The sequence below is a fragment of the Frigoribacterium salinisoli genome (assembly GCF_054781095.1).
In genome coordinates, this window is sequence record NZ_BAAGVB010000002.1 from 87,890 (window position 1) to 109,456 (window position 21,567).

The 21,567-nt window shown below is 75.3% G+C and carries 15 protein-coding genes; 10 read left to right on the plus strand and 5 right to left on the minus strand.

Features of this window, described 5'->3' with window-relative positions:
- The first annotated feature begins 219 nt into the window (after positions 1 to 219).
- Positions 220 to 6,282, plus strand: coding sequence for a GH92 family glycosyl hydrolase (locus tag ACYVHQ_RS06240; protein WP_460511324.1), 6,063 nt, complete (start codon positions 220 to 222; stop codon positions 6,280 to 6,282).
- A gap of 259 nt (positions 6,283 to 6,541) precedes the next feature.
- On the opposite strand, the gene ACYVHQ_RS06245 is transcribed toward ACYVHQ_RS06240, so the two are convergent.
- The gene (locus tag ACYVHQ_RS06245) at positions 6,542 to 7,558 is read right to left on the minus strand and encodes a LacI family DNA-binding transcriptional regulator (RefSeq protein WP_460511325.1); all 1,017 of its coding nucleotides are present in this window, start codon (positions 7,556 to 7,558) and stop codon (positions 6,542 to 6,544) included.
- A 42-nt stretch (positions 7,559 to 7,600) separates the two neighbouring features.
- On the opposite strand from ACYVHQ_RS06245, the gene ACYVHQ_RS06250 reads away from it, so the two are divergent.
- Together ACYVHQ_RS06250 and ACYVHQ_RS06255 are read left to right on the plus strand one after the other, a co-directional pair.
- Positions 7,601 to 8,008, plus strand: coding sequence for an NUDIX hydrolase (locus tag ACYVHQ_RS06250; protein WP_460511326.1), 408 nt, complete (start codon positions 7,601 to 7,603; stop codon positions 8,006 to 8,008).
- A gap of 146 nt (positions 8,009 to 8,154) precedes the next feature.
- The gene (locus tag ACYVHQ_RS06255; protein ID WP_460511327.1) at positions 8,155 to 8,799 is read left to right on the plus strand and encodes a DUF4232 domain-containing protein; all 645 of its coding nucleotides are present in this window, start codon (positions 8,155 to 8,157) and stop codon (positions 8,797 to 8,799) included.
- 357 nt (positions 8,800 to 9,156) lie between these two features.
- On the opposite strand, the gene ACYVHQ_RS06260 is transcribed toward ACYVHQ_RS06255, so the two are convergent.
- Positions 9,157 to 10,077 carry a serine hydrolase gene (locus tag ACYVHQ_RS06260; RefSeq protein WP_460511328.1) on the minus strand — a complete coding sequence of 307 codons (921 nt, stop codon included), beginning with the start codon at positions 10,075 to 10,077 and terminating at the stop codon, positions 9,157 to 9,159.
- Positions 10,074 to 12,038, minus strand: a complete 1,965-nt coding sequence (locus ACYVHQ_RS06265) for a M13 family metallopeptidase (protein WP_460511329.1) — start codon at positions 12,036 to 12,038, stop codon at positions 10,074 to 10,076. The genes ACYVHQ_RS06260 and ACYVHQ_RS06265 overlap by 4 nt, the downstream gene beginning before the upstream one ends.
- 56 nt (positions 12,039 to 12,094) lie before the next feature.
- Here ACYVHQ_RS06265 and ACYVHQ_RS06270 point away from each other — a divergent pair, with 56 nt between their 5' ends.
- Complete coding sequence (locus tag ACYVHQ_RS06270) at positions 12,095 to 13,360, plus strand: uracil-xanthine permease family protein (RefSeq protein WP_460511330.1); 1,266 nt, start codon at positions 12,095 to 12,097, stop codon at positions 13,358 to 13,360.
- 55 nt (positions 13,361 to 13,415) lie between these two features.
- Positions 13,416 to 14,747, plus strand: a complete 1,332-nt coding sequence (locus tag ACYVHQ_RS06275) for an MATE family efflux transporter (protein ID WP_460511331.1) — start codon at positions 13,416 to 13,418, stop codon at positions 14,745 to 14,747.
- 281 nt (positions 14,748 to 15,028) lie between these two features.
- On the opposite strand, the gene ACYVHQ_RS06280 is transcribed toward ACYVHQ_RS06275, so the two are convergent.
- Positions 15,029 to 16,120 carry a LacI family DNA-binding transcriptional regulator gene (locus ACYVHQ_RS06280; RefSeq protein WP_460511332.1) on the minus strand — a complete coding sequence of 364 codons (1,092 nt, stop codon included), beginning with the start codon at positions 16,118 to 16,120 and terminating at the stop codon, positions 15,029 to 15,031.
- 148 nt (positions 16,121 to 16,268) lie between these two features.
- Here ACYVHQ_RS06280 and ACYVHQ_RS06285 point away from each other — a divergent pair, with 148 nt between their 5' ends.
- Entirely contained in the window at positions 16,269 to 17,639 is a 1,371-nt protein-coding gene (locus tag ACYVHQ_RS06285) for an MFS transporter (protein ID WP_460511333.1), read from the plus strand.
- On the opposite strand, the gene ACYVHQ_RS06290 is transcribed toward ACYVHQ_RS06285, so the two are convergent.
- The gene (locus ACYVHQ_RS06290) at positions 17,599 to 18,417 is read right to left on the minus strand and encodes a hypothetical protein (protein ID WP_460511334.1); all 819 of its coding nucleotides are present in this window, start codon (positions 18,415 to 18,417) and stop codon (positions 17,599 to 17,601) included. The two genes, ACYVHQ_RS06285 and ACYVHQ_RS06290, sit on opposite strands and share 41 nt — an antisense overlap.
- A gap of 140 nt (positions 18,418 to 18,557) precedes the next feature.
- On the opposite strand from ACYVHQ_RS06290, the gene nucS reads away from it, so the two are divergent.
- From nucS to ACYVHQ_RS06310, 4 genes are all read left to right on the plus strand, one after another.
- Complete coding sequence (gene nucS, locus ACYVHQ_RS06295; RefSeq protein WP_460511335.1) at positions 18,558 to 19,253, plus strand: endonuclease NucS; 696 nt, start codon at positions 18,558 to 18,560, stop codon at positions 19,251 to 19,253.
- Between the two features lie 65 nt (positions 19,254 to 19,318).
- Entirely contained in the window at positions 19,319 to 19,567 is a 249-nt protein-coding gene (locus ACYVHQ_RS06300) for a hypothetical protein (protein ID WP_460511336.1), read from the plus strand.
- 10 nt (positions 19,568 to 19,577) lie between these two features.
- Positions 19,578 to 20,252: an HAD hydrolase-like protein gene (locus ACYVHQ_RS06305; RefSeq protein ID WP_460511337.1), complete on the plus strand. Its 675-nt coding sequence runs from the start codon at positions 19,578 to 19,580 to the stop codon at positions 20,250 to 20,252.
- Entirely contained in the window at positions 20,249 to 21,505 is a 1,257-nt protein-coding gene (locus ACYVHQ_RS06310; RefSeq protein WP_460511338.1) for an MFS transporter, read from the plus strand. Before ACYVHQ_RS06305 ends, ACYVHQ_RS06310 begins: the two co-directional genes overlap by 4 nt.
- Positions 21,506 to 21,567 lie beyond the last annotated feature (62 nt).

Genomic DNA, 21,567 nt, shown 5'->3' on the forward strand with positions numbered 1-21,567 from the left:
AGTAGTCGCGTGACCGTCGCGACGCGACGCCCGTCCGGGGGCGGCGCACCGGATCGCGGCGCGCCTCCTGCCCGGAGCACCCGCACGGTCTGCCCCTTGACCGGGGGCCGTCGCCCACGATAAGAATCTCCCGTGACAACGCTGTCATGCACTCCGGGGGGAGTCGTGCTCGACCAGCGTCGTCCGTCCACATCACGGAACGAGTGCAGGAGAGTGTCGATGGCGACCAGCCGACGCACGGCAGGCAGGACCAGCGGGAACGGAGCCCTCGGGCTCCCCGGGAGGAACGGCCTGCGGGCCGGGGCGCAGCGCATCGGGGTGATGTCGCTGGCCTGCGCGCTGGCCACCTCGGGCCTCGCCCTGGGCACCGCGGGCACCGCGTCCGCGGCCCCGGGCGACGGGACCGGGCAGGTCGCCGCCGGCAGTGACTGGCGCACCTCGTTCGAGGCCGCCGACCCCCAGCCGCTCGCGAGCACGCCGCTCACCGACCCGGTCGCCGTGACCGGTTCGACCGGTCACGCCCCCGGCAGCCTGGCGCCGTACGTCGCCGACGTCACCGCGAGCGCCGAGAACCCTCCCGGCGAGACCGCCGTCGCGCTCACCGACGACAACCCCGCCAGCAAGTGGCTCGCCTTCGAGCCGCGCGGCACGATCACCTACCTGCTCGACGGCCCGCACCCCCTCGCGACCTACTCGCTGACGAGCGGCAACGACAACCCTGAACGCGACCCGCGCACGTTCACGGTGCAGGGCTCGACCGACGGCGGCGCCACCTGGACCGTGCTCGACACGCAGACCGACGTCGCCTTCGCCGGCCGGCAGACCGTGAACACGTACGAGCTCGACGCCCCCGGCGAGTACGACGCCTACCGTCTCGACATCACCCAGAACAGCGGCGGCAGCATCACCCAGCTCGCCGACTGGACCCTGAACGACGGCTCCGCGGCCGTGCCCCCGGCGGGCCCCATGGCGACCGAGGTCGCCGGCGGCCCGGTCACCGGCCTCACCGCCAAGCCCTCGATGGGCTTCAGCGGCACGAAGTCGCTGCGCTACGCGGGCGAGCACACCGCCGACGGCCCCGCCTCGGCGACCAACGTGCTCTACGACGACCTCGACCTCGCCATCGGCGCCGACACCGTCTTCTCGTACAAGATCTTCCCCGAGCTGGGCGGCGACCTGCAGTACCCCGCCACCCACGCGGCGGTCGACCTGCAGCTCGACGACGGCACGCTCGTCTCGTCCGTCGAGGGCATCGTCGACGGTCACGGGCAGGACGCCTCGGCGGCCGGCCAGGGCGCCGCGAAGATCCTCTACGCCGACCACTGGAACTCGGTCCGCGTGCCGCTCGGCGAGCTCGCCGGGCGCACGGTCCAGAGCGTCGTGCTCACCTACGACAACGCCGGCGGCTCCGACGCGACGCGGTTCCAGGGCTGGGTCGACGACCTCGACCTCGACCCGGCCCCCGTCGCGGTCGGCGGCGACGAGCTCGTCGAGAGCGTCGACACCCGACGCGGCACCAACTCGACCGGTTCGTTCAGCCGGGGCAACAACATCCCCGCCACGGCCGTGCCGAACGGCTTCAACTTCTGGACGCCCATGACGGCCGCGTCCAGCCAGAGCTGGCTCTACGACTGGTCGCGCGGCAACGACGCGCAGAACCTGCCCACCCTGCAGGGCGTCGGCATCTCGCACGAGCCCAGCCCCTGGATGGGCGACCGGAACCAGCTCGCGCTGCTCCCCTCGACCACGGCGGTGCCGGCAGGAGGCACGGGCGCGCCCGACGCGTCCCTCGCGGCCCGCGCGCTCCCGTTCGACCACGGCGACGAGCTCGCCCGCCCCGACCTGTACAGCGTCCGCACCACGAGCGGCCTCGAGACCGCCGTCACGCCGACCGACCACGGCGCCGTCCTGCGCTTCGCCTTCCCGGAGGAGGACGGTCCGGAGGGCGACGGCTCCCGCGCGGGCAGCGTGCTCGTCGACCGCGTCGCCGGGGACTCCGAGCTGCAGGTCTCGCCCGAGGGCGTCGTGACCGGCTGGGTGGAGAACGGCTCCGGCCTGTCCACGGGGGCCTCGCGCATGTTCGTGTGGGGGCAGTTCGACCGCACGCCGACCTCGGTCGGTGCCGCCGCCGGTGACCGCGCCGGGGCCTCGTACGCGTCGTTCGACGCGACCCGGGCCTCCGGTGGTGCCGCCGAGGGCGTCGTCGAGCTGCGGCTCGCGACCTCGTTCCTCTCGCTCGACCAGGCCCGGCACAACGCCGACCTCGAGCTCGCCGACCGCAGCTTCGAGCAGGTCCGCCAGGCCGCGTCCGACGCGTGGGAGGACCGCCTCGGCGTGGTCGAGGTGCAGGGCGCGACCGACGACCAGCTCGCCACGCTCTACGGCAGCCTCTACCGCCTCAACCTCTACCCGAACTCGCAGTTCGAGAACACGGGCACGGCCGCCGCGCCGGTGCACCGCTACGCCAGCCCGGTCGCCCCGAAGCAGGGCGAGGCCACGGCCACGACGACGAACGCGCAGGTGCGGGAGGGCGAGATCTACGTCAACAACGGGTTCTGGGACACCTACCGCACGGTGTGGCCGGCCTACTCGCTGCTCTATCCCGACGTCGCCGAGCGCCTCGTCGACGGCTTCGTCCAGATGGAGCGCGACTCCGGCTGGATCGCCCGCTGGTCGAGCCCCGGCTACGCCGACCTCATGACCGGAACCAGCTCGGACGTCGCCTTCGCCGACGCCTACGTCAAGGGAGCGATCAGCAGCGAGCTCGCCCTCGAGGCGTACGACGCCGGCCTGAAGAACGCCAGCGTGCAGCCGACCCAGAGCGGAGTGGGCCGCAAGGGCCTCGACCAGTCGCTCTTCCTCGGGTACACGCCCGAGTCGACGCACGAGAGCGTCTCGTGGGCGCTCGAGGGCTACATCAACGACTTCGGCCTCGGCCGGATGGCCGCCCGGCTCGCCGAGGACCCGGCCACGCCCGACGACCGCCGCGCACAACTGCGCGAGGAGTCGGCCTGGCTGCTCGACCGGGCCCAGGACTACCCGTACCTCTTCGACCCCGAGATCGGGTTCTTCCAGGCCAGGGACGCCGACGGCAGCTTCGCGACGCCCGCTGCCGAGTACGACCCCGAGGACTGGGGCGGCGCCTACACCGAGACGAACGGGTGGAACTTCGCCTTCCACGCACCCTTCGACGTGCCCGGCCTCGCCTCCCTCCACGGCGGCTCGGAGGGCCTCGACGCGAAGCTCGCCGAGTTCTACGCCACCCCGGAGGAGGCGGACAAGCCCGGCGGCTACGGCGGCGTCATCCACGAGATGCTCGAGGCGCGCGACGTCCGCCTGGGCCAGCTCGGCATGAGCAACCAGGTGTCTCACCACATCCCCTACATCTCGGCGGCCAACGGCGACCCGGCCACGACGCAGGCGGTGGTGCGCGAGATCACGCAGCGCCTCTTCGTCGGCAGCGACATCGGCCAGGGCTACCCGGGCGACGAGGACAACGGCGAGATGTCGTCGTGGTACCTCTTCTCGGCGCTGGGCTTCTACCCGCTCGCGATGGGCACGTCGGACTACACGATCGGCTCGCCCCTCTTCGACGAGGCCACGCTCCACCTGCCGGGCGGCGACTTCACCATCACCGCCGAGGGCAACTCCGTCGACGCCGTGCACGTGCAGTCCGCGACGCTGAACGGTCGCGCGATCGACACCGTCGCGCTCTCGCACGACGACGTCGCGGCCGGTGGCCAGCTCACCTTCCAGATGGGCGAGCAGCCGAGCGACTGGGCGGCGCACGCCCCCGAGGCGGTCGAGGTGCCCACCCCGCTCGTCGACGCGACCCGACCGGGCCAGGGGCTGCTCACGAGCAGCGACGGCACGGCCACCGGCACGCTCGTCGACGACAGCGCGCGCAGCTCGGTGACGTTCGACGCGCAGGAGGCCGAGGTCACCTGGCAGAGCGCGTCCGGCCCCGTCGCGGTCGAGCGGTACACGCTGACGAACGGTCCCGACGGCTCGGCGGCCCCCACCGCCTGGCGGCTCGAGGGCTCCAGCGACGGCAGCACCTGGACGACGCTCGACGAGCGCACCGGGCAGGCGTTCCCGTCGGCGCTGCAGACACGGCCGTTCACCGTCGAGGCGCCCACGGCGCTGGGCTGGTACCGGATCGTCACCACGGCCACGACCGACGGTCGGGCGGCGACGCTGTCCGAGCTCGAGCTGCTCGTCGACCCGGAGGCCACCGCCGGCGACCTCGCGATCGCGCCGCGGCCCGACCTCACGGCGGAGGTGGGGACCTCGTTCGAGGGCACCGTCGCCACCGTGACCGGCGCCTCCGGCACCGACGAGCTGACGGCCACGGTCGACTGGCTCGACGGCGAGGGCCCGCAGGCCGCCACGCTCGCCCCGGCACCGCTCGGCGGCGTCGAGGTGGTCGCCCCGGCGCACCTGCTCGACCGTGCCGGCGCCCAGCCGGTGATCGTCACCGCGATCGACGGCGACGCGCGCGTCAGCACCACCGCCACGGTCACGGTCAGCCGCACCGCCCGGACCCTCGAGGGCGCGTACGACTCCGTCTGCCTCGGCGACCCCGGGCAGGCCGCGAACTGCGACTACCTGCAGAACGGCCTCTCGCGCACGTCGCTCGCCGAGGACGGCTTCGTCCAGGGCACGACGGTCGCGGTGCCCGGCACCGAGCTCGACTTCGACCTGCCGGCGATCCCGGCCGGCGAGCCCGACAACGCGACCGGGAACGGCCAGGTGCTGCCCCTGCACCTCGGGGACGACGTCACCCAGCTGTCGGTGATCGGAACCGCCACCGAGCGCGGCCAGCAGACCGTCGGCACGCTGACCTTCGACGACGGCAGCACCCAGCCGCTGCCGATCGAGTTCGGCGACTGGACCGGGGCGGCCACCGCACCCGCCTTTGGCAACCTGCTCGTCGCGACGAGCGCGTTCCGCACGGTCGGCGCCTCCGGCACGGCCGACCTGCCCGCCGCGGTCTACGCCACGGCACCGGTCACCCTGCCCGAGGGCAAGGAGGCCGTGTCGCTGACCCTGCCGGTGCAGACCGGCGACCCGCGGGCCGCCGGACGCATCCACGTGTTCGCGGTGGCCACGGACGGGACGCGGCTCGCGCCTCCTGCCCCGCTCGCCCTCACCGCGGGCACCGCGCTCGACGGCACCGCCGGCGAGGAGCTCGGCGGCACCCTCGCCACGATCGACGGCGAGGCCCCCGAGGGCACCACCGCGACCGTGGCCTGGGGCGACGGCACCGCGCTCGAGACCGTCGCCGTCGAGGGCGGCAGCGTCACCGGCAGCCACGTCTACGCGCTCGAGGGCGAGTACGCCGTGACCGTCACCGTCGACGACGGCCGCAGCAGCGCCGCCGCCCGCACCACGGCCACCGTCGACGCCGCACCCGCCTGGGCGCCGACGATCACCGTCGCCGACGACCAGGAGGTCCCGGCCGGGAGCACCGCGGACGTCACCGGCACCGGGTTCGCACCCGACGAGCAGGTGGAGGTCACCGCAGCCCTCGGCACGGCCGGCGACGACGTCGTGGTCACGGCCACCACCGACGGCGACGGGGCCCTCGCCACCACGCTCGCGGTCCCCGCGGGCACGGCAGGAGGCACGTACCCCGTCACCGCCGTCGGCGCGGTCTCGCAGACGGCCGCCTCGGGCGAGCTGCGGGTGTCGGCCGCCGGGGAGCCCGGACCGGGCGAGCCCGGGGAGCCCGGGGAGCCCGGGGAGCCCGGTGAGCCCGGTGGGCCCGGCGAGCCCGGTCAGCCCGGCTGGGCGCCCGAGCTGCGCGTGCTCGTCGACGCCGCCCCGCGCGGCACCGTCGTGCCGGTCGACGGGTCGGGCTTCGCGCCCGGCGAGACCGTCGCGCTGACCCTCCACAGCGACCCGATCGCCCTCGGCAGCGTCACCGCCGACGCGAGCGGCGTCCTCCGCGGCAGCTTCACCGTGCCGGTGGAGGCCGCCACCGGAGCGCACGAGGTCGAGGCCGTGGGCGACACGTCGCAGGCCACGGTCCGTGCCGCCTTCCGGGTGGTCGACGTCGCTCCCGCCGACGAGGGCGTCGCCCCCGTCCGGCCGGGATCGAACGACGGCTCGCTGGCCTGGACCGGTGGCCGCACCGAGCCCCCGCTCGACGGGATGCTCCTCGCGGGCGTGCTCCTGGCCTCCGGCCTGGCGCTCGTCGCGCTCGGCGTCGGGGCCCACCGTCGGCGTCGGTCGCTCGGCGAGGGGGTCGAGGTGGCCGAGGTCGCCGGCCGCGAGTAGCCGTCCGCAGCACCGCGACGGGGCCGTCCTCAGCAGCAGCTGCGGGCGGCCCCGCCCTGTGCGCAGGCGAACCACGCGTCGGCCTCCACGCCCGCGCCGAGGCGTGGTTCCTCCGCCGCCCGCAGGTTCGCGCCGAACGCGACACGTCCGCTACGACACGCCGTCCCCGTCCCTGCCGGAGCCGGCCACCACCTCCTGCCTGTCGCCTTTTCCGACTCAGGGCGCGGCAGGCGGGTGCAGGGCCCGGGGCAGCGGCGGGTCAGCGCCAGGCGTCGCCAGGGGCGACCTCGCCGGAGCCGCGGCGGACCAGCACCGTGGGCAGCACGACCCGGCGCGGTGCGTCGGCGGGCTCGAGGGCGAGCACGGCGGCCCGCCGGCCCATCTCGACGGGATCGTGGGCGACGACGGTGACGCCGAGCACGTCGGCCAGGTCGAAGTCGTCGAAGCCCACGAGGGCAGGAGGCGCGGCCACGCCCCGCAGCGCCGAGAGCGCCCCGATCGTCACCCGGTTGTTGCTCGTGAAGAGCGCGGTCGGCGGCTCGTCGAGCTCGAGCAGCTCGCGCACGCCGCCCCGCGCGGACGCGGCGTCGTGCCGGTCCTCGCGGACCCAGCGCCGCCAGCCCTCGACGTGCGCGGCGTCCATGGCGGCGGCGTGCCCGTGCAGCCGGTCGCGGTGCGTGGGCAGGCGCGAGAAGTCGCCGACGAAGCCGATGCGGCGGTGGCCGTGGGCGAGCAGCGCCTCGGTGGCGCGTCGCGCGCCGCCCTCGTCGTCGAGGAGCACGGCGTCGGCGTCGAGCCCGACGGGCGGACGGTCGGCGAACACGACGCGGATGCCGCGCTGCTGCACCGGCTCGAGGTCGGCGTGGTCGGGGCGGGTCGAGACGACGACGAGGGCGCGCACCTGCCGGTCGACGAGCTCGGCGACGAGGTCGCGCTCGCGCTCCGGGTCCTCGTCGGTGCTCGCGACGGTGACCTGCAGGCCCCGGCCGCGCGCCTCCTGCTCGAGGCCCTTCGCGATGGCCGCGTAGAAGGGGTTGGCGAGGTCGCCCATGACGAAGCCGACGACGCCGGGCCGCACGCCGCGGCGCAGCATGCTCGCCTGGCTGTTGAGCCGGAAACCGAGGGCCGTCGCGGCCTCGACGACGCGGCGCCGCGTGGCCTCGGCGACGTGCGGTTCGCCGTTGACGGCGCGCGAGGCGGTCTTGATGCTCACGCCGGCGCGGGCCGCGACGTCGACCAGGGTCGCGGGCGGGGCCGGGGCGTCGCGGGGCCGCATGCGCCCATCATGCCAGCGCCGTCGGTCTGCGAGGATCACCGGGTGCAGCCCCTCGTCGTCAGCGCCCTCGCCCTCGTCCGCGACCGGCGCCTGCTGATGGTCACCGCCCGGGGCAGGAGCCTCTGGTACCTGCCCGGCGGCAAGGTCGAGCCCGGCGAGACCGGCGCCGCCGCGGCCGTGCGCGAGGCGCACGAGGAGGTCGGCGTCGTCGTCGACCCCGCCTCGGTGCGCGCCCTGTTCACGGTCGTCACGCAGGCCGACGGTGAGCCCGAGGGGCGCCTGGTCGAGATGACCCTCTTCGAGGGCGGCCTCGTCGAGGGATCGCCGGAGCCGGTGCCGTCCGCCGAGGTCAGCGCCCTGCACTGGGCCACCACCGCGGACCTCGAGCGTTGTCCCCCGGCCGGCGTCGCGACGCTCGAGCGCCTGCACGCGCTCGACCTCGTGGACTGATCCCCGCTGGCGCGGGCTCCCGCGGGGTCACCGCCGCTCCGCCCAGCGGGGACGACACCTGTCGCGATAGTCAGCATCGTCCCAGCCTGGGAAGGTCCCCACCGTCCGCTGACCGCGCTCACGGACAAGGGTGCGATCGTGTCCGGGTGAGCCTGACCCCGACAGATCTGCTCCGGCCCGCCAGCACCCTGCTGGCGCTGGCCGCCGTCGTCGCCCTCGCGGGTTGCGCGACCCTGTCGCCGTCGGGGGCGTCGCCCCTCGTCGTGCCCTCCACCTCCGATCCGGCACCGTCCGACACCCCCGCTCCCACGGGCGCGCACGGCGTGGCCCCGGCCCAGGGCGGCGCCAGCACGAGCACCGCGACGGACCGCTGCCGCACCGACGACCTGACGGGCGTCGTCGACGACGACGGGCTGTCCGTCGGCGGCGACGCCCAGGTGACGCTCGTCCTCACCAACACCGGCTCGACCTCGTGCACGCTGCAGGGCTGGCCGGGCGTCTCCCTCGTCGGCTTCGGCGACGGCACCCAGCTCGGTGCGGCCGCGGAACGCGACATCGTGAGCCTGCCCCACGACACCGTGACCCTCGAGGCAGGAGGCGCCGCCACCGTGCTCGTGCTCGTCGCGCCCGCCGTCGACTGGGCCTCGGCGCAGTGCCGGCCTCGGCTGGCCGACGGGTTCCGGGTCTACCCGCCCGGCGAGACCCACGCCCTCTTCGTCGAGGGCGAGTACACCGCCTGCGCCGACCCCTCGGTCCCGCTGCTGACCGTCAACGCCGTCCAGCCCGGCTGAGCCCGGGCTCCAGGCCCGGGGCCGCCCGATCCCGGCTGACCCTCCAGGCTCCGGCCCCCGTCCTCGAGCTCCCGGCCCCCGGCTCCCGGCTCCCAGCTCCCGGCTCCCAGCTCCCGGCTCCCGGCTCCCGGCTCCCGGGGAGGGTGTCCACGACACGCGGACGACCGCTCTCCCACAGGACCGTTCGTGGACGCCGTCGCGCGGACGGTGTCCACGCACGGCGGGTGCTGCCGTTCCGCCTCCGCGTGTCGTGGACACCGCCAGGAGCAGACCGGGGCCGGGTCCGCCGGGTCCGCCGGGTCCGCCGGGTCCGCCGGGTCCACCGGGCCCGCTGGGCCCACCCCTGAGCCCGGCGGCTCAGTGCACGTGCTCGAGCAGCTCCGTCCCGATCACCCGGTAGGCGTCGAGCACCTGCAGCCGCTGCCCGAGCGTGCGGTCGTCGAAGGTGACGGTGACCGCCCAGGCGACGCCGCGTCGTGACCCGCGCAGCACGCCCGACTCGCTGCGCACGCCGACCGCGGCGCCCGTGACGTGCACGAGCTGGAGGTCGTGGTCGCGGCGACGGTGCGAGCCGGGGTCGAGCCCGAAGGCCGAGGCGGCGAGCGAGAGATCCCGAGAGAGCGACGCCCAGCCGAGCACCCGGTCGCTGACGGCGGGGTCGACGACCTCGCCGCGCACCAGCCGGGCCCAGAGGTCGGCGAGCTCGTGCGCGGAGCCGACCGCGAGGTCGGGGGCGTCGTCGGGGCCCCGGTCGGGCCGGGCGATGTCGAGCAGCGCGGTGCGGCGCAGGCCGAGCTGCTCGGCGCGGGCCCGCACGGCGTCGAGGCCGATGCGCGCCACGAGCGCGTTGATCGCGGAGGCGTCCCGGAGGGCCCCGACGAGCGTCGCGGCGTCGACGACGCTGAAGGCGTCCCGCCGCAGGTAGGGCCAGAGGCCGGAGGCCCCGGGCAGCACGTCGTCCCCGAGCGGCCCGCCGCGGGGGACGCTGGTCAGCGGCGACAGCCTGCCCTCCTCGAGCTGGGCCGCGACCTCGACGAGCAGCAGCAGGGCGCCGACCTGGGCGATGGGCAGTGCCACGCGCTCGTCGACGGCGAAGAGCTCCTCGCCCGAGTCGAGGTCGTGCACGGCGGCGGACACGGTGGCGCCGCGGTGCGCGAGCTCGGCGAGCACGCCGAAGGACCGGTCGAACGAGGCCGACGACCGTTCGCCGCCGTGCCGTGCTCCGCCGGTGCCTCCCCCGCGCCTCCGGCCGCCCCGGCGCTCGTCGCCCCCGCTCACCAGATCGTGACGCGGGCCTCGGGGGCGAGCCAGAGGGCGTCGCGCTCGGTGACGTCGAAGGCGTCGTAGAACGCGTCGATGTTGCGCACGATCTGGTTGCACCGGAACTCGTTGGGCGAGTGCGGGTCGATCGCCAGCAGGCGGATCGCCTCTTCGTCGCGCAGCTTCATCTGCCAGGCCTGCGCCCAGCTGAGGAAGAAGCGCTGGGCACCGGTGAGGCCGTCGACCACGGGCGGCTCGGTGCCGTCGAGCGACAGGAGGTAGGCCTTCCAGGCGATGGCGAGACCGCCCAGGTCGCCGATGTTCTCGCCGATGGTGAGCGCCCCGTTCACGTGGTGGTCGGGCACCTGTGCGGGGGCGAGCGCGTCGTACTGCTCGATGAGCGAGACGGTGAGGCGTTCGAAGGCCGCGCGGTCGTCGGCGGTCCACCAGTCGGTGAGCCGGCCGTCGCCGTCGTAGCGGGAGCCCTGGTCGTCGAAGCCGTGCCCGATCTCGTGGCCGATGACGGCCCCGATCGCCCCGTAGTTCGCGGCGGCGTCGCGCTGCTCGTCGAAGAACGGGAACTGCAGGATCGCGGCCGGGAACACGATCTCGTTGAACCCGGGGTTGTAGTACGCGTTGATCGTCTGCGGGGTCATGAACCACTCGTCGCGGTCGAGCGGCCGACCGATCTTGCCGAGCTCGCGGTCGAAGCCGAAGGCGGCCGAGGCGCGCACGTTGCCGAGCAGGTCGGCCGGGTCGACCTCGAGCGCCGAGTAGTCGCGCCAGCGCACCGGGAACCCGATCTTGGGCGTGAACGCCTCGAGCTTGTCGAGGGCTCGCGCGCGGCTCTCGTCGGTCATCCACGACAGCTGCGCGATGCTCTGCCGGTACGCCTCGACGAGGTGGTCGACGAGGACGTCCATCGAGGCCTTGGCGGTGCTCGAGAAGTGCCGCTCGACGTAGATGCGGCCGACGGCCTCGCCGAGCGAGCCCTCGACGAGCGAGACGCCGCGCTTCCAGCGGGCGCGCTGCACGGGGGTGCCGCTCAGCGTGCGGCCGTAGAAGCCGAAGTTGGCCTCGACGAAGGGCGTCGAGAGGTAGGCGGCCGACGAGCGGACGACCTGCCAGCGGGCCCAGTCGCGCCAGGCGTCGAGCCGGTCGGTGGTCAGGAGGCCCGCGAGGCCGGTGAGGAACGACGGCTCGCGCACGACGACCGTCTCGAAGGCGCCCTCCGGCGCCCCCACGGCGTCGCGCCAGGCGGCGAGGTCGACGCCCTCGGCGAGCGCCGCGGCCTCGGCCCAGGGCAGGGGGTTGTAGGTGGCCTGGCTGTCGCGGGTGCGGACGTTGCTCCAGTGCTCGGCGGCGAGCGCGGTCTCGAGCTCGACGACGCGGTCGGCCCGCACCTGGGGCTCGTCGAGACCGGCGAGGCCGAGCATCTCGGCGACGAAGGCCCGGTAGGCGGTGCGCACGCCCTCGAACTTCTCGTCGCGGTAGTACGACTCGTCGGGCAGGCCGAGGCCGCCCTGCTCGGCGAAGAGCACGTAGCGCTCGGGGTCGCCCGGGTCGTTGTCGACGAAGAGCTGCACGAAGCTCGGCAGCCCGCGGCGCTCCCACGTGCCGACGAGGCGCAGGAGGCCGGCCACGTCGTCGACACCGTCGACCTCGGCGAGCAGCGGCACGAGCGGTTCGGCGCCGAGCCGCTCGATGCGCTCCTCGTCGAGGAAGCTCGTGTAGAGGTCGCCGACCTTGCGCGCCTCGGTGCCGGGCTCGGCGGTCTGCGACTCGTGCACGATGTCGCGGACGGCCTGCTCGGCCTCCTCGGCGAGGAGCGTGAACGACCCGTAGCGGGCCTTGTCCTCCGGGATCTCGGTGCGCGCGATCCAGCGCCCGTTGACGTGCCGGAACAGGTCGTCCTGCGGCCGCACGTCGGGGTCGAGCTCGTCGGTCGTGATCCCTGAGGGCAGCGCGTCGTCCGTCATGCGCACCACCCTAGGCGAGGCCTCCGACGCCGCGCCGGGCGATACAGTCGGTTCCCATGGCGCTCCCCTGGAACCTGCACGGCGACGGCCGCACCGTCGACGCCTCGACCGTCGTCCAGCCCGAGGAACGCCTCACCTGGGGCCGCACGATCGGCCTCGGCGGGCAGCACGTCGTAGCCATGTTCGGCGCGACCTTCCTCGTGCCGATCATCACGGGGTTCCCGCCGAGCACGACCCTGCTCTTCTCGGGGATCGGCACGCTGCTGTTCCTCCTCGTCACCCGCAACCGCCTGCCCTCCTACCTCGGCTCGTCGTTCGCGTTCCTGGCCCCCGTGGGCGCCGCGACGCAGATCGGCGGGATCCCCCTCGCCCTGAGCGGCATCGTCGTCGTCGGCGCGATGCTCGCGCTCGTCGGCGTGCTCGTGCACCTGGCCGGCTCGCGCTGGATCGACGTGCTGCTGCCCCCGGTGGTCAGCGGTGCGATCGTCGCCCTCATCGGCTTCAACCTCGCGCCGGCCGCGCGCGACAACTTCACGCAGGCGCCGGGCGTCGCGACGATCACGCTGCTCGCGGTGATCCTCAGCGCCGTGCTGTTCAAGGGCCTCCTGGGCCGCCTCTCGATCTTCGTGGGCGTCGTCGTCGGCTACGTCGCCGCGGTCCTCGCCGGCCAGGTCGACTTCTCGGAGGTCGGCGAGGCCGACTGGATGGGCCTGCCCACCTTCACCGCGCCGGCGTTCGACCTCGCGCAGCTGCCGATCTACCTGGGGTTCCTGCCCGTCGTCCTGGCGCTCGTCGCCGAGAACGTGGGCCACGTCAAGGGCGTCGGGCAGCTCACCGGTCGCGACCTCGACCCCCTCACCGGCCGGGCCCTCTTCGCCGACGGCCTCAGCACGGTCCTCGCGGGCCTCGGCGGCGGGTCGGCGACGACGACCTATGGCGAGAACATCGGGGTGATGAGCGCCACGCGCGTCTTCTCGACCGCCGCGTACTGGGTGGCGGGCATCGTGGCGATCCTGCTCGGCCTGTCGCCGAAGATCGGCGCCGTCATCTTCACCGTCCCACCGGGCGTGCTGGGCGGCGTGACGACGGCGCTGTACGGCCTCATCGGCGTCATCGGCATCCGTATCTGGGTCGAGAACCGCGTCGACTTCTCGAAGCCGAAGAACCAGCTGACCGCGGGCATCGCGCTCATCATGGGCATCGCGGACTTCACCTTCGTGCTGAGCGGCGCGAGCTTCGGCGGCATCATCCTCGGCACCGTCGCGGCGATCGTCGTCTACCACCTCATGAGCGCGGTCGGCCGCCTCCGCGGCACCGACTGACGTGCCGGGGACCGAGCCGACGCCGACGGGCGCAGTGCCGGGCGCGCAGGAGGCCGTGGCCGGCCCCGAGCGCCGGGTCGCCCGCCGCGCGCTCGACCGGGAGATCCTCCGGCTGGCGGTGCCCGCCCTCGGCGCGCTCGTCGCCGAGCCGCTCTTCCTGCTCACCGACACCGCGATGGTCGGCCACCTCGGCGCCGTGCCCCTCGCGGGCGTCGGCGTCGCCGGGGTGGTGCTGCAGACCGCGATCGGGCTGCTGGTGTTCCTCGCCTACGCGACGACGCCGACCGTCGCCAGGAGGCTCGGGGCCGGCGACCGGACCGGTGCGGTCCGCGCGGGCATCGACGGGATCTGGACGGCACTCCTGCTCGGCGTCGTGCTCGCGCTCGTCGGCGCGGTCACGGCCCGCCCCCTCCTGTCGCTCTTCGACACGACCCCGGCCGTCGTCGACGCCGCGACGACGTACCTCACGGTGTCGCTCGTCGGGGTGCCCGCGATGCTCGTCGTCGTGGCCGCGACCGGGCTGCTCCGCGGCCTGCAGGACACCCGGACCCCGCTCGTCGTCGCCACCGTCGGCTTCGCCGCGAACGCCGGGCTCAACGCGGTGTTCCTCTACCTGCTCGGCTGGGGCGTCGCCGGGTCGGCGGCCGGGACGGTCGTCGCGCAGTGGGGCATGGCCGCCGTCTACGTCGTCATCGCCGTGCGGGCGGCTCGTGCCGCAGGGGCGCCGCTGCGCCCCGGACTCGCCGGACTCGGCCGCGTCGTGCGCTCGGGGGCGTGGCTGCTCGTGCGCAACGCGAGCCTCCGGGTGGCGATGATCGCGACCGTGTCGGCCGCCGCGGGGCTCGGCGTCACCGGGCTCGCCACCGTGCAGATCGCGCTCACGCTCTTCGCCACGCTCGCGTTCGCGCTCGACGCCCTCGCCGTGGCCGCGCAGGCCATGGTCGGCCACGCCCTCGGCGCCGGCGACGCTGCCCGCGTGCGCGCCGTGACCCGCCGCCTCGTGACGTTCGGGCTGCTCGCCGGGGCCGCCCTGGGCCTCCTGCTCGCGCTGCTCGCCCCCGTGCTGGCGCCCGTCTTCAGCTCGGACGAGGGGGTCCGCGACCTGCTGCCCGGCGTCGTGCTCGCCATGGCGGTCGGCGTGCCGCTCGCCGGCTTCGTGTTCGTGCTCGACGGCGTGCTGCTCGGTGCCGGCGACGCCCGCTACCTTGCCCTCGCCGGCGTCGCGACCGTCGTCGTCTACCTGCCACTGCTGTGGTGGGCCGGGGCGGCGGGCGCGGGCGCCGTCGGGCTGTGGCTCGCGTTCGGGCTCGGCTACGTCGGGGCGCGCGCCGTGACGCTGGGCCTGCGCGCGGCGGGGTCGCGCTGGCAGGTGACCGGCGCCTCCTGAGCCGGGCCGCCCTGCTCGCGCCGCCCGCGCCGCCCGCGCCGCCCCGAGGGTGTCCACGATCGGTCCCTTCGCCGGCCCGCGACCAGCACATCGTGGACACCCTCCTCCCAGGGTGTCCACGACACGCGGGCACACCCCGTCGGCACCCGCCGAACGTGGACACCCTCCCGCCAGGCACCGGGCGGGACAGCGGGGGGCGGCCAGGAGGCCCAGGCCCAGGCACCCCGAGCCAGGCGGCTCAGGCGCCCCAGGCCCAGGCGCCCCGAGCCGGGCGGCCCGGCTCAGGCGGGCGCGGGCCCGGTGGTCGTGCCGCGCCGGAACGTGCAGCGGAACCCGACCGGGTCCGGTGCCTCGCCCGCGAGCATGGCGAGCACGGCCCGCCCGGCGGCGCGGCCCTTCTCCTGGGAGGGCTGCACCATCGTCGTGAGGCAGGCCGACCGGGGGTCGTCGATGCGCACGCCGTCGAAGCCCACGACGCTGAGGTCGCCGGGCACGGCGAGTCCGAGCTCGTCGGCGGCCGCGACGACGCCCGCGGCGAGCAGGTCGCTCTGCGCGACCACCGCCGTGGGGCGCTCGGCGGCCGGCACGTCGAGCAGGTCGAGGGCGGCCCGGCGCCCCTCGTCGAACGCGCTGCCGGTGGTCGCGATGCCCGCGGCGTCGGGGAACACGGCGCGGATCCCGCGGAGGCGCTCGAGGGTCGTCCAGCCCGTCCCGGCCGCCTCGCGCTCGGGCGTGAGCGCGCCCACGAAGCGGGTCGGCCCGAGCTCGAGGGTGACGACGGCGACGCGACGGTGACCGAGGTCGCGGAGGTGCTCGGCGAGCGCGCGCGACGCGTCGGCGTTGTCGAGGGCGACGTCGTGCACGCCCTCCATCGGCGGCCCCTCGATGGCGACGACCGGGATCCCGCGGCGGCGCAGGATCTCCACCGACTCGGTGATGCGGATCGAGCAGCCGAACAGCACGACCGCGTCGAGCGGGGCGTCGAGCAGGCGCGAGGGCTCGCCGGCCTGCTCGGGCAGCAGGAGCAGCGAGGCCCCCGCGGCGCCGACGACGTCGGAGAGGCCGTCGAGCATGGCGATGTTGACCGGGTCGCGGAAGGCGCCGCTCAGGGAGTCCTCGATCACGGTGCCGACGATGCCGCTGCGGCCCCGGCGCAACGAGCGTGCGCGGGGGTCGGGCCCCGCGTAGCCGAGCTGGGCGGCCGCGTCGAGCACGCGCTGCTTCGTGTCGCCCGAGACGGGGCCACCGCCGCTGAACGCGAGCGACGCGGTCGAGGCCGAGACGCCGGCCAGGCGTGCGACGGCGGCCAGGGTGGGGCGGGCCTCCGGCGAGCCGGAGGGGCCACGGCGCTCCGTCGCGTCGGTCGGGCTCATGGGGCTGGAGCCTAGCCGACGGCCCTGCAGGAGGTGCGGGGCACGGCAGCGGTCGCGCTCGGCCCGGCACGCGGCCCTTCCGCGAGCGCCGCCCGAGCCGCTAGCGTGGTCCTCGAATCGATTCGACGACGAGACGTCCGGAGCTCCCGTGCCACGACCCGCCACCGCCCCCGCCCGTGCCCGTGCCCGGACCGAGGCCCGCCACGTCCTCCTGCGCTGGCGGAACGCCCTGTTCGTCGTCTTCGGCCTCTCCGGCCTCGCCGTCGCCACCTGGCTGGGCCGCGTGCCCGCCGTGCGCGACCTCCTCGATGCCACCACCTTCGAGATGGGTCTGCTCGTCGCCGGCCTCAGCGTCGGCTCGATCCTCGGCATCACGCTGTCGAGCCACGTCATCGCCTCGACGGGTGCACCCCGGGCGGTGCGCCTGGCGCTGGTCACGGTCGCCGTCGGCCTCGCCGCCGCCGGTCTCGCGGCCAGCCTGGGCGCCGGCTTCTGGGCGATCGCCGTCGGCCTCGCCGTCTTCGGCCTCGGCAACGGGCTCTGCGACGTCGCCATGAACGTGTCGGGCGCAGCCGCCGAGCGCGCCCTCGGGACCACGGTGATGCCGCTGTTCCACGCCGCGTTCAGCGTCGGCACCATGGCCGGAGCCCTGCTCAGCGCGGGGGCCGAGCTGCTCGGCGTCCCCGTCGCGGTCCACGTCGGCGTCGTCGCGGTGGGCGTCGTGGTCGCCATGGTCGTCGCCGTGCCCCGGCTCCGTCCCGAGGCCGAGGCGCAGGAGGCGCGCACGCCGGCAGCACGAGGGGCCGCGGCCGCGCAGGGGGCTGGCCCCGGTCGCGAGGCCGGCCCCGCCCAGGAGCTCCCCGGCCGGGGCGACCCCGCACCCGGGTCCCCCGCGGCCGCGCCTCCTGCCACCTGGCGCGACCGCCTGGGCGTCTGGCGCGCCCCCGGCACGCTGCTGCTCGGTCTCGTCGTGCTCGGGATGGCGACCGCGGAGGGCTCGGCGAACGACTGGCTGGCCCTCGCGATGGTCGACGGCCACGGCCTCACGAACGAGGGCGGGGCGACGGTGTTCTTCGTCTTCGTAACGGCGATGACGGCGGCGCGGATCGCGGGCGGGCCCCTGCTCGACCGGTACGGCCGGGTGCCGATGCTGCGTGCCTCGGCGGTCGCCGCGGCCGCGGGCCTCCTGCTCGTGATCCTGTCGCCGTGGGCGTGGCTGGCGATCGTCGGCGTGCTGGCCTGGGGCGCCGGATCGGCCCTGGGGTTCCCGGTCGGGCTGTCCGCGGCGGCGGACGACCCGCGCACGGCGGCGGCTCGCGTGAGCGCGGTCGCGACGGTCGGGTACGTGGCCTTCTTGGCGTTGCCGCCCGTCATCGGGCTGCTCGGCGAGCACGTCGGCCTGCTGCGGGCCCTGCTCGTCGTGCTCGTGCTCATCGGCGTCGCGGGAGCGGCGGCCGGTGCGGCGAGGGAGCCCGCCGTCAGCGAGCCGGGACCGCAGCCGGAGGCGCCTCGGGACTGAGCGCCACCGCGTGCTCGCGCACCGTGTCGCGCACGGCGCCCCAGTCGCCGAGCCTCGCGGCCTGCTCCAGACGGTCGACGATCGCGCCGCGCTCCGACGCGGGCCGTGAGCGCCGCGAACCGTCGACCGCGAGGGCCTCGTCGCTGCAGAGCACCTCGACGAGGTCGAGCAGCTCGGGCCCGGCGTCGCTGCGCACGGGCTCGGGCAGCGTCGTGAAGAGCGAACGGCAGAGGGCGACGAGGCGCGCCGCGTCGTCGGGCAGCGTGAGGTCGAGGGCGTCGGCCGTCGCGGGGCGCAGGGGCCGCTCGGGCAGCCCCGCGACGTCGGGAGCGCGGTCGACCACGGCCTCCACGAGGCGGACCAGTCGCCTCAGCAGCAGGCGGGACCGGGCCGGGTGCCAGCTGACGACAATGTCCGTGCTCCACGTCGAGCAGGTGAGCAGGCCGGCGTCGCGGAGCCGGGCGATCGCGAGCCGGGCGGCGCCGGCCTCGACCTCGTGCTCGCGGACCAGCTCGGCCACGCGCACCGGACTGCCGTGCGGACGGCGGCCGCTCACGAGGTCGAGGAGCAGGCGGCGCGTCGCCGCTCCCACGTCGTCCGGCGCCGTGCGGCCGTCCGGGCCGCGGGACCCGGCCGTCGGGTCGGCGGGCGGCCCGGACCGAGCGTCGTCGGGGCGCCGGGCGCCCGGCACGTCGGGCACCTCGGGGGCGTCGGGAGCGTCGAGCACGTCGGGGGCGTCGGGCACGTCGGGCACGTCGGGCACGTCGGGGGCGGTCACGGGGCCTCCTGCGGTTCGCGGTCGGGGAGGGGGACGGGGCGCATGCACCGACCTTACCGAGTACCACATCAGATGCGCGACATATGGGGCCGACGACCCCGGCGAGCCGACGGTCGGGCGCGGACGGCTACGCTCGTCCGGTGCGCCTCGTCATCGCCCGTTGCTCCGTCGACTACGCCGGACGCCTCTCGGCCCACCTCCCCCTCGCCACCCGCCTCCTCATGGTCAAGAGCGACGGCAGCCTGCTCGTCCACAGCGACGGCGGCAGCTACAAGCCGCTCAACTGGATGAGCCCGCCCTGCACGCTCCGGTCGATCGAGCCCGACGACGACCAGCGGGCCGCGGGCGTCACCGAGGTCTGGAAGGTCAGCCAGGCCAAGACGGCGGACATCCTGCTCGTGTCGATCCACGAGGTGCTGCACGACTCGTCCCACGAGATGGGGGTCGATCCCGGCCTCACGAAGGACGGCGTCGAGGCCGACCTGCAGAAGCTGCTCGCCGAGCAGATCGACCTGCTGGGCGAGGGCCACACCCTCGTGCGGCGCGAGTACATGACGGCGATCGGCCCCGTCGACATCCTGGCGCGCGACGCCTCAGGAGGCGCGGTGGCGGTCGAGCTGAAGCGCCGCGGCGACATCGACGGCGTCGAGCAGCTCACCCGCTACCTCGAGCTCATGAACCGCGACCCCCACCTGGCTCCCGTGACGGGCGTGTTCGCCGCGCAGGAGATCAAGCCGCAGGCGCGCACGCTGGCGCAGGACCGGGGCATCCGCTGCCTCCTGCTCGACTACGACGCCATGCGCGGGCTGGACGACTCGCACTCCCGCCTCTTCTGACCCCGAGGGTTGCGCATGTGACATGTCGGGTCCATCATGGGGGTGACCCAGGGGAGGCCTCGACCATGACCATCTACGACGACCTCGTGCGGTACCGGTCCGCGACGCCCCTCTACGACGAGCTCCACCGCAGCCGCACGGCCCGGGCCGCGGCGGAGGCGCCGACCTCCTCCGCGCTCGGGGCGGCCACGGCGCTGTCGCGGCGAGAGCTCCGGGCCCGTCGGGCGGCCGTCGACCCCGTCCTCCCGGTCGCGCCGGGCAGCGCGCGGCGCGGTCGGCGGGAACGCCGACCGGACTCCGCCCTCGCCTCCTAGGCTGAGGGGCATGACCTCCCCGTACTCGGTCGTCCTGTTCGACCTCGACGGCACGATCGCGGACTCGGCGCCGCACATCACCGCCAGCCTCGCGCACACCATCGCCGAGCTGGGGCTGCCCGTGCCGACGCCGACCGAGCTCCTCGAGTGGGTCGGGCCGCCCCTGCCGCAGAGCTTCGAGCGGTTCCTCGGCCTCGAGGGCGACCGTCTCGACGAGGCCCTGCGCGTCTACCGCGCCCACTACCTCCAGCGCGCCGCCGACAGTGCCATCTTCGAGGGCGTGCCGGAGGTCCTCCGTGCCGTCCACGAGGCCGGCATCCCGTCGTCGACGGCCACGTCGAAGCCCGAGACCCCGGCCACCGCGATCCTCGTCGCGGCAGGTCTGGACCGCTGGCTCGACGTCATCACGGGTGCGAGCGACGACGAGGTGCGCAACACGAAGGCCGACGTGGTCGCCGAGGCGCTGCGCCGGCTCGGCGAGCGCGGTGCCGACCTCTCGCGCCCGGTGCTCGTCGGGGACCGCTCGCACGACGTCGAGGGCGCGGCCGAGCACGGCGTGCCCACGATCATGGTCGGGTGGGGCTACGGCTCCCCGGCCGAGCAGGCCGGTGCGGTCGCCGTCGTGGCGACGCCCGCCGAGCTCGCCGACCTGCTGGGCGTGAGCCTCCTGCGCGGCGCCGCGTGACCCGCGGCGCGGCGTCCGCCGTCCGCTCCCCCGCCGCCTGGCTGCTCACCGTCGCGATCGTCCTCATCGCGCTGAACTACCGCGGTCCCATCGTGGCCGTCGCGCCCGTGCTCGACGACGTCCGCAGCGACCTGGCCCTCTCGGCCGTGGTGGCCGGCCTGCTGACGAGCATCCCCGTGCTCTGCTTCGCGATCGCGAGCCCGCCCGCGTCGGCGCTCATCGCCCGCATCGGCCCGGAGCGCGCCGTCACGGTCAGCCTGCTGGGCGTGCTGCTCGGCACGGTGCTGCGCTCGCTCGGCGGCGAGGCCTGGCTCGTCGCGGGCACCATCGTGATCGGCTTCGCCATCACGATCGGCAACGTCGTGCTGCCCGTCGTCATCCGCCGCGACTTCAGCCCCGCGAGGGCCGGCCTCGCGACGGGCGTCTACACGTCGGCGCTCAACGTCGGGTCGATGCTCACGTCGCTCGGCACGGCGCCCTTGGCGAACGTCGTCGGCTGGCCGTGGGCGCTCGTCGCCTGGGGCGTGCTCGTCGTGCTCGCGGTGGCCGTGTGGTCGGCCGCGGTCGGCCCGCGCGCGGCCTTCGGGCGCCGGGCGCTCGACGAGGCCGAGGCCGCGGGGGTCGACGTCGTGACCGGCGAGGTGAGGGTCGTCTCCGACGAGGAGGCCGCCGCCGCCCGCCGTGCCGCCGTCCCCCTGCTGCGCCGCTGGACCACCTGGGGCCTCACGCTGGCGTTCGCCGGGCAGGCCTTCGGCTACTACGGGCTCACCGCCTGGATGCCCACCCTCCTCGCCGACGAGGTCGGCCTCACCCGCGAGGGTGCCGGGGCGAGCTCGGCCGTCTTCCAGATCCTGGCCGTCGTCGGGGCGCTCGGCGTCCCGCTGCTGGCACTGCGCCTCCGGCCCGCCCTCGTCATCGCGCTCGTCGCCGTGTTCTGGACCGCCATGCCGCTCGGCCTGCTCTTCGCGCCCGAGGCGTGGCTGCTCTGGTCGGTGCTCGGAGGCGCGGCCCAGGGCGGTGGCATCACGATCGTGTTCATCGTCATCGTGCGCATGGCCACGACGGACACCGACGCCCGACGCCTGTCGGCGCTCGTGCAGGGCGGCGGCTACGCCCTCGCGGCGCTCGGGCCGCTCGCGATCGGCGGTCTGCACGACGCCTCCGGCGCCTGGACCGTGCCGCTGCTCGCCGTCTTCGCGAGCGTGCTCGTGCTCGGCGTCAGCGGCGTGCTCTCCTCCCGCCGCGTGGCCTGAGCCGGGCGTCCGCGCACGGCCCCGGTCGGCTCGGGTCGGGTCGGCTCGGGTCGGGTCGGCGG

Coding starts and splice junctions, on each gene's coding strand:
- ACYVHQ_RS06300 (WP_460511336.1), top strand. CDS start 19,319: ATGACCATCTACGACGACCTCGTGCGGTACCGGTCCGCGACGCCCCTC.
- ACYVHQ_RS06240 (WP_460511324.1), top strand. CDS start 220: ATGGCGACCAGCCGACGCACGGCAGGCAGGACCAGCGGGAACGGAGCC.
- ACYVHQ_RS06265 (WP_460511329.1), bottom strand. CDS start 12,038: ATGACGGACGACGCGCTGCCCTCAGGGATCACGACCGACGAGCTCGAC.
- ACYVHQ_RS06280 (WP_460511332.1), bottom strand. CDS start 16,120: ATGAGCCCGACCGACGCGACGGAGCGCCGTGGCCCCTCCGGCTCGCCG.
- ACYVHQ_RS06245 (WP_460511325.1), bottom strand. CDS start 7,558: ATGCGGCCCCGCGACGCCCCGGCCCCGCCCGCGACCCTGGTCGACGTC.
- ACYVHQ_RS06305 (WP_460511337.1), top strand. CDS start 19,578: ATGACCTCCCCGTACTCGGTCGTCCTGTTCGACCTCGACGGCACGATC.
- ACYVHQ_RS06270 (WP_460511330.1), top strand. CDS start 12,095: ATGGCGCTCCCCTGGAACCTGCACGGCGACGGCCGCACCGTCGACGCC.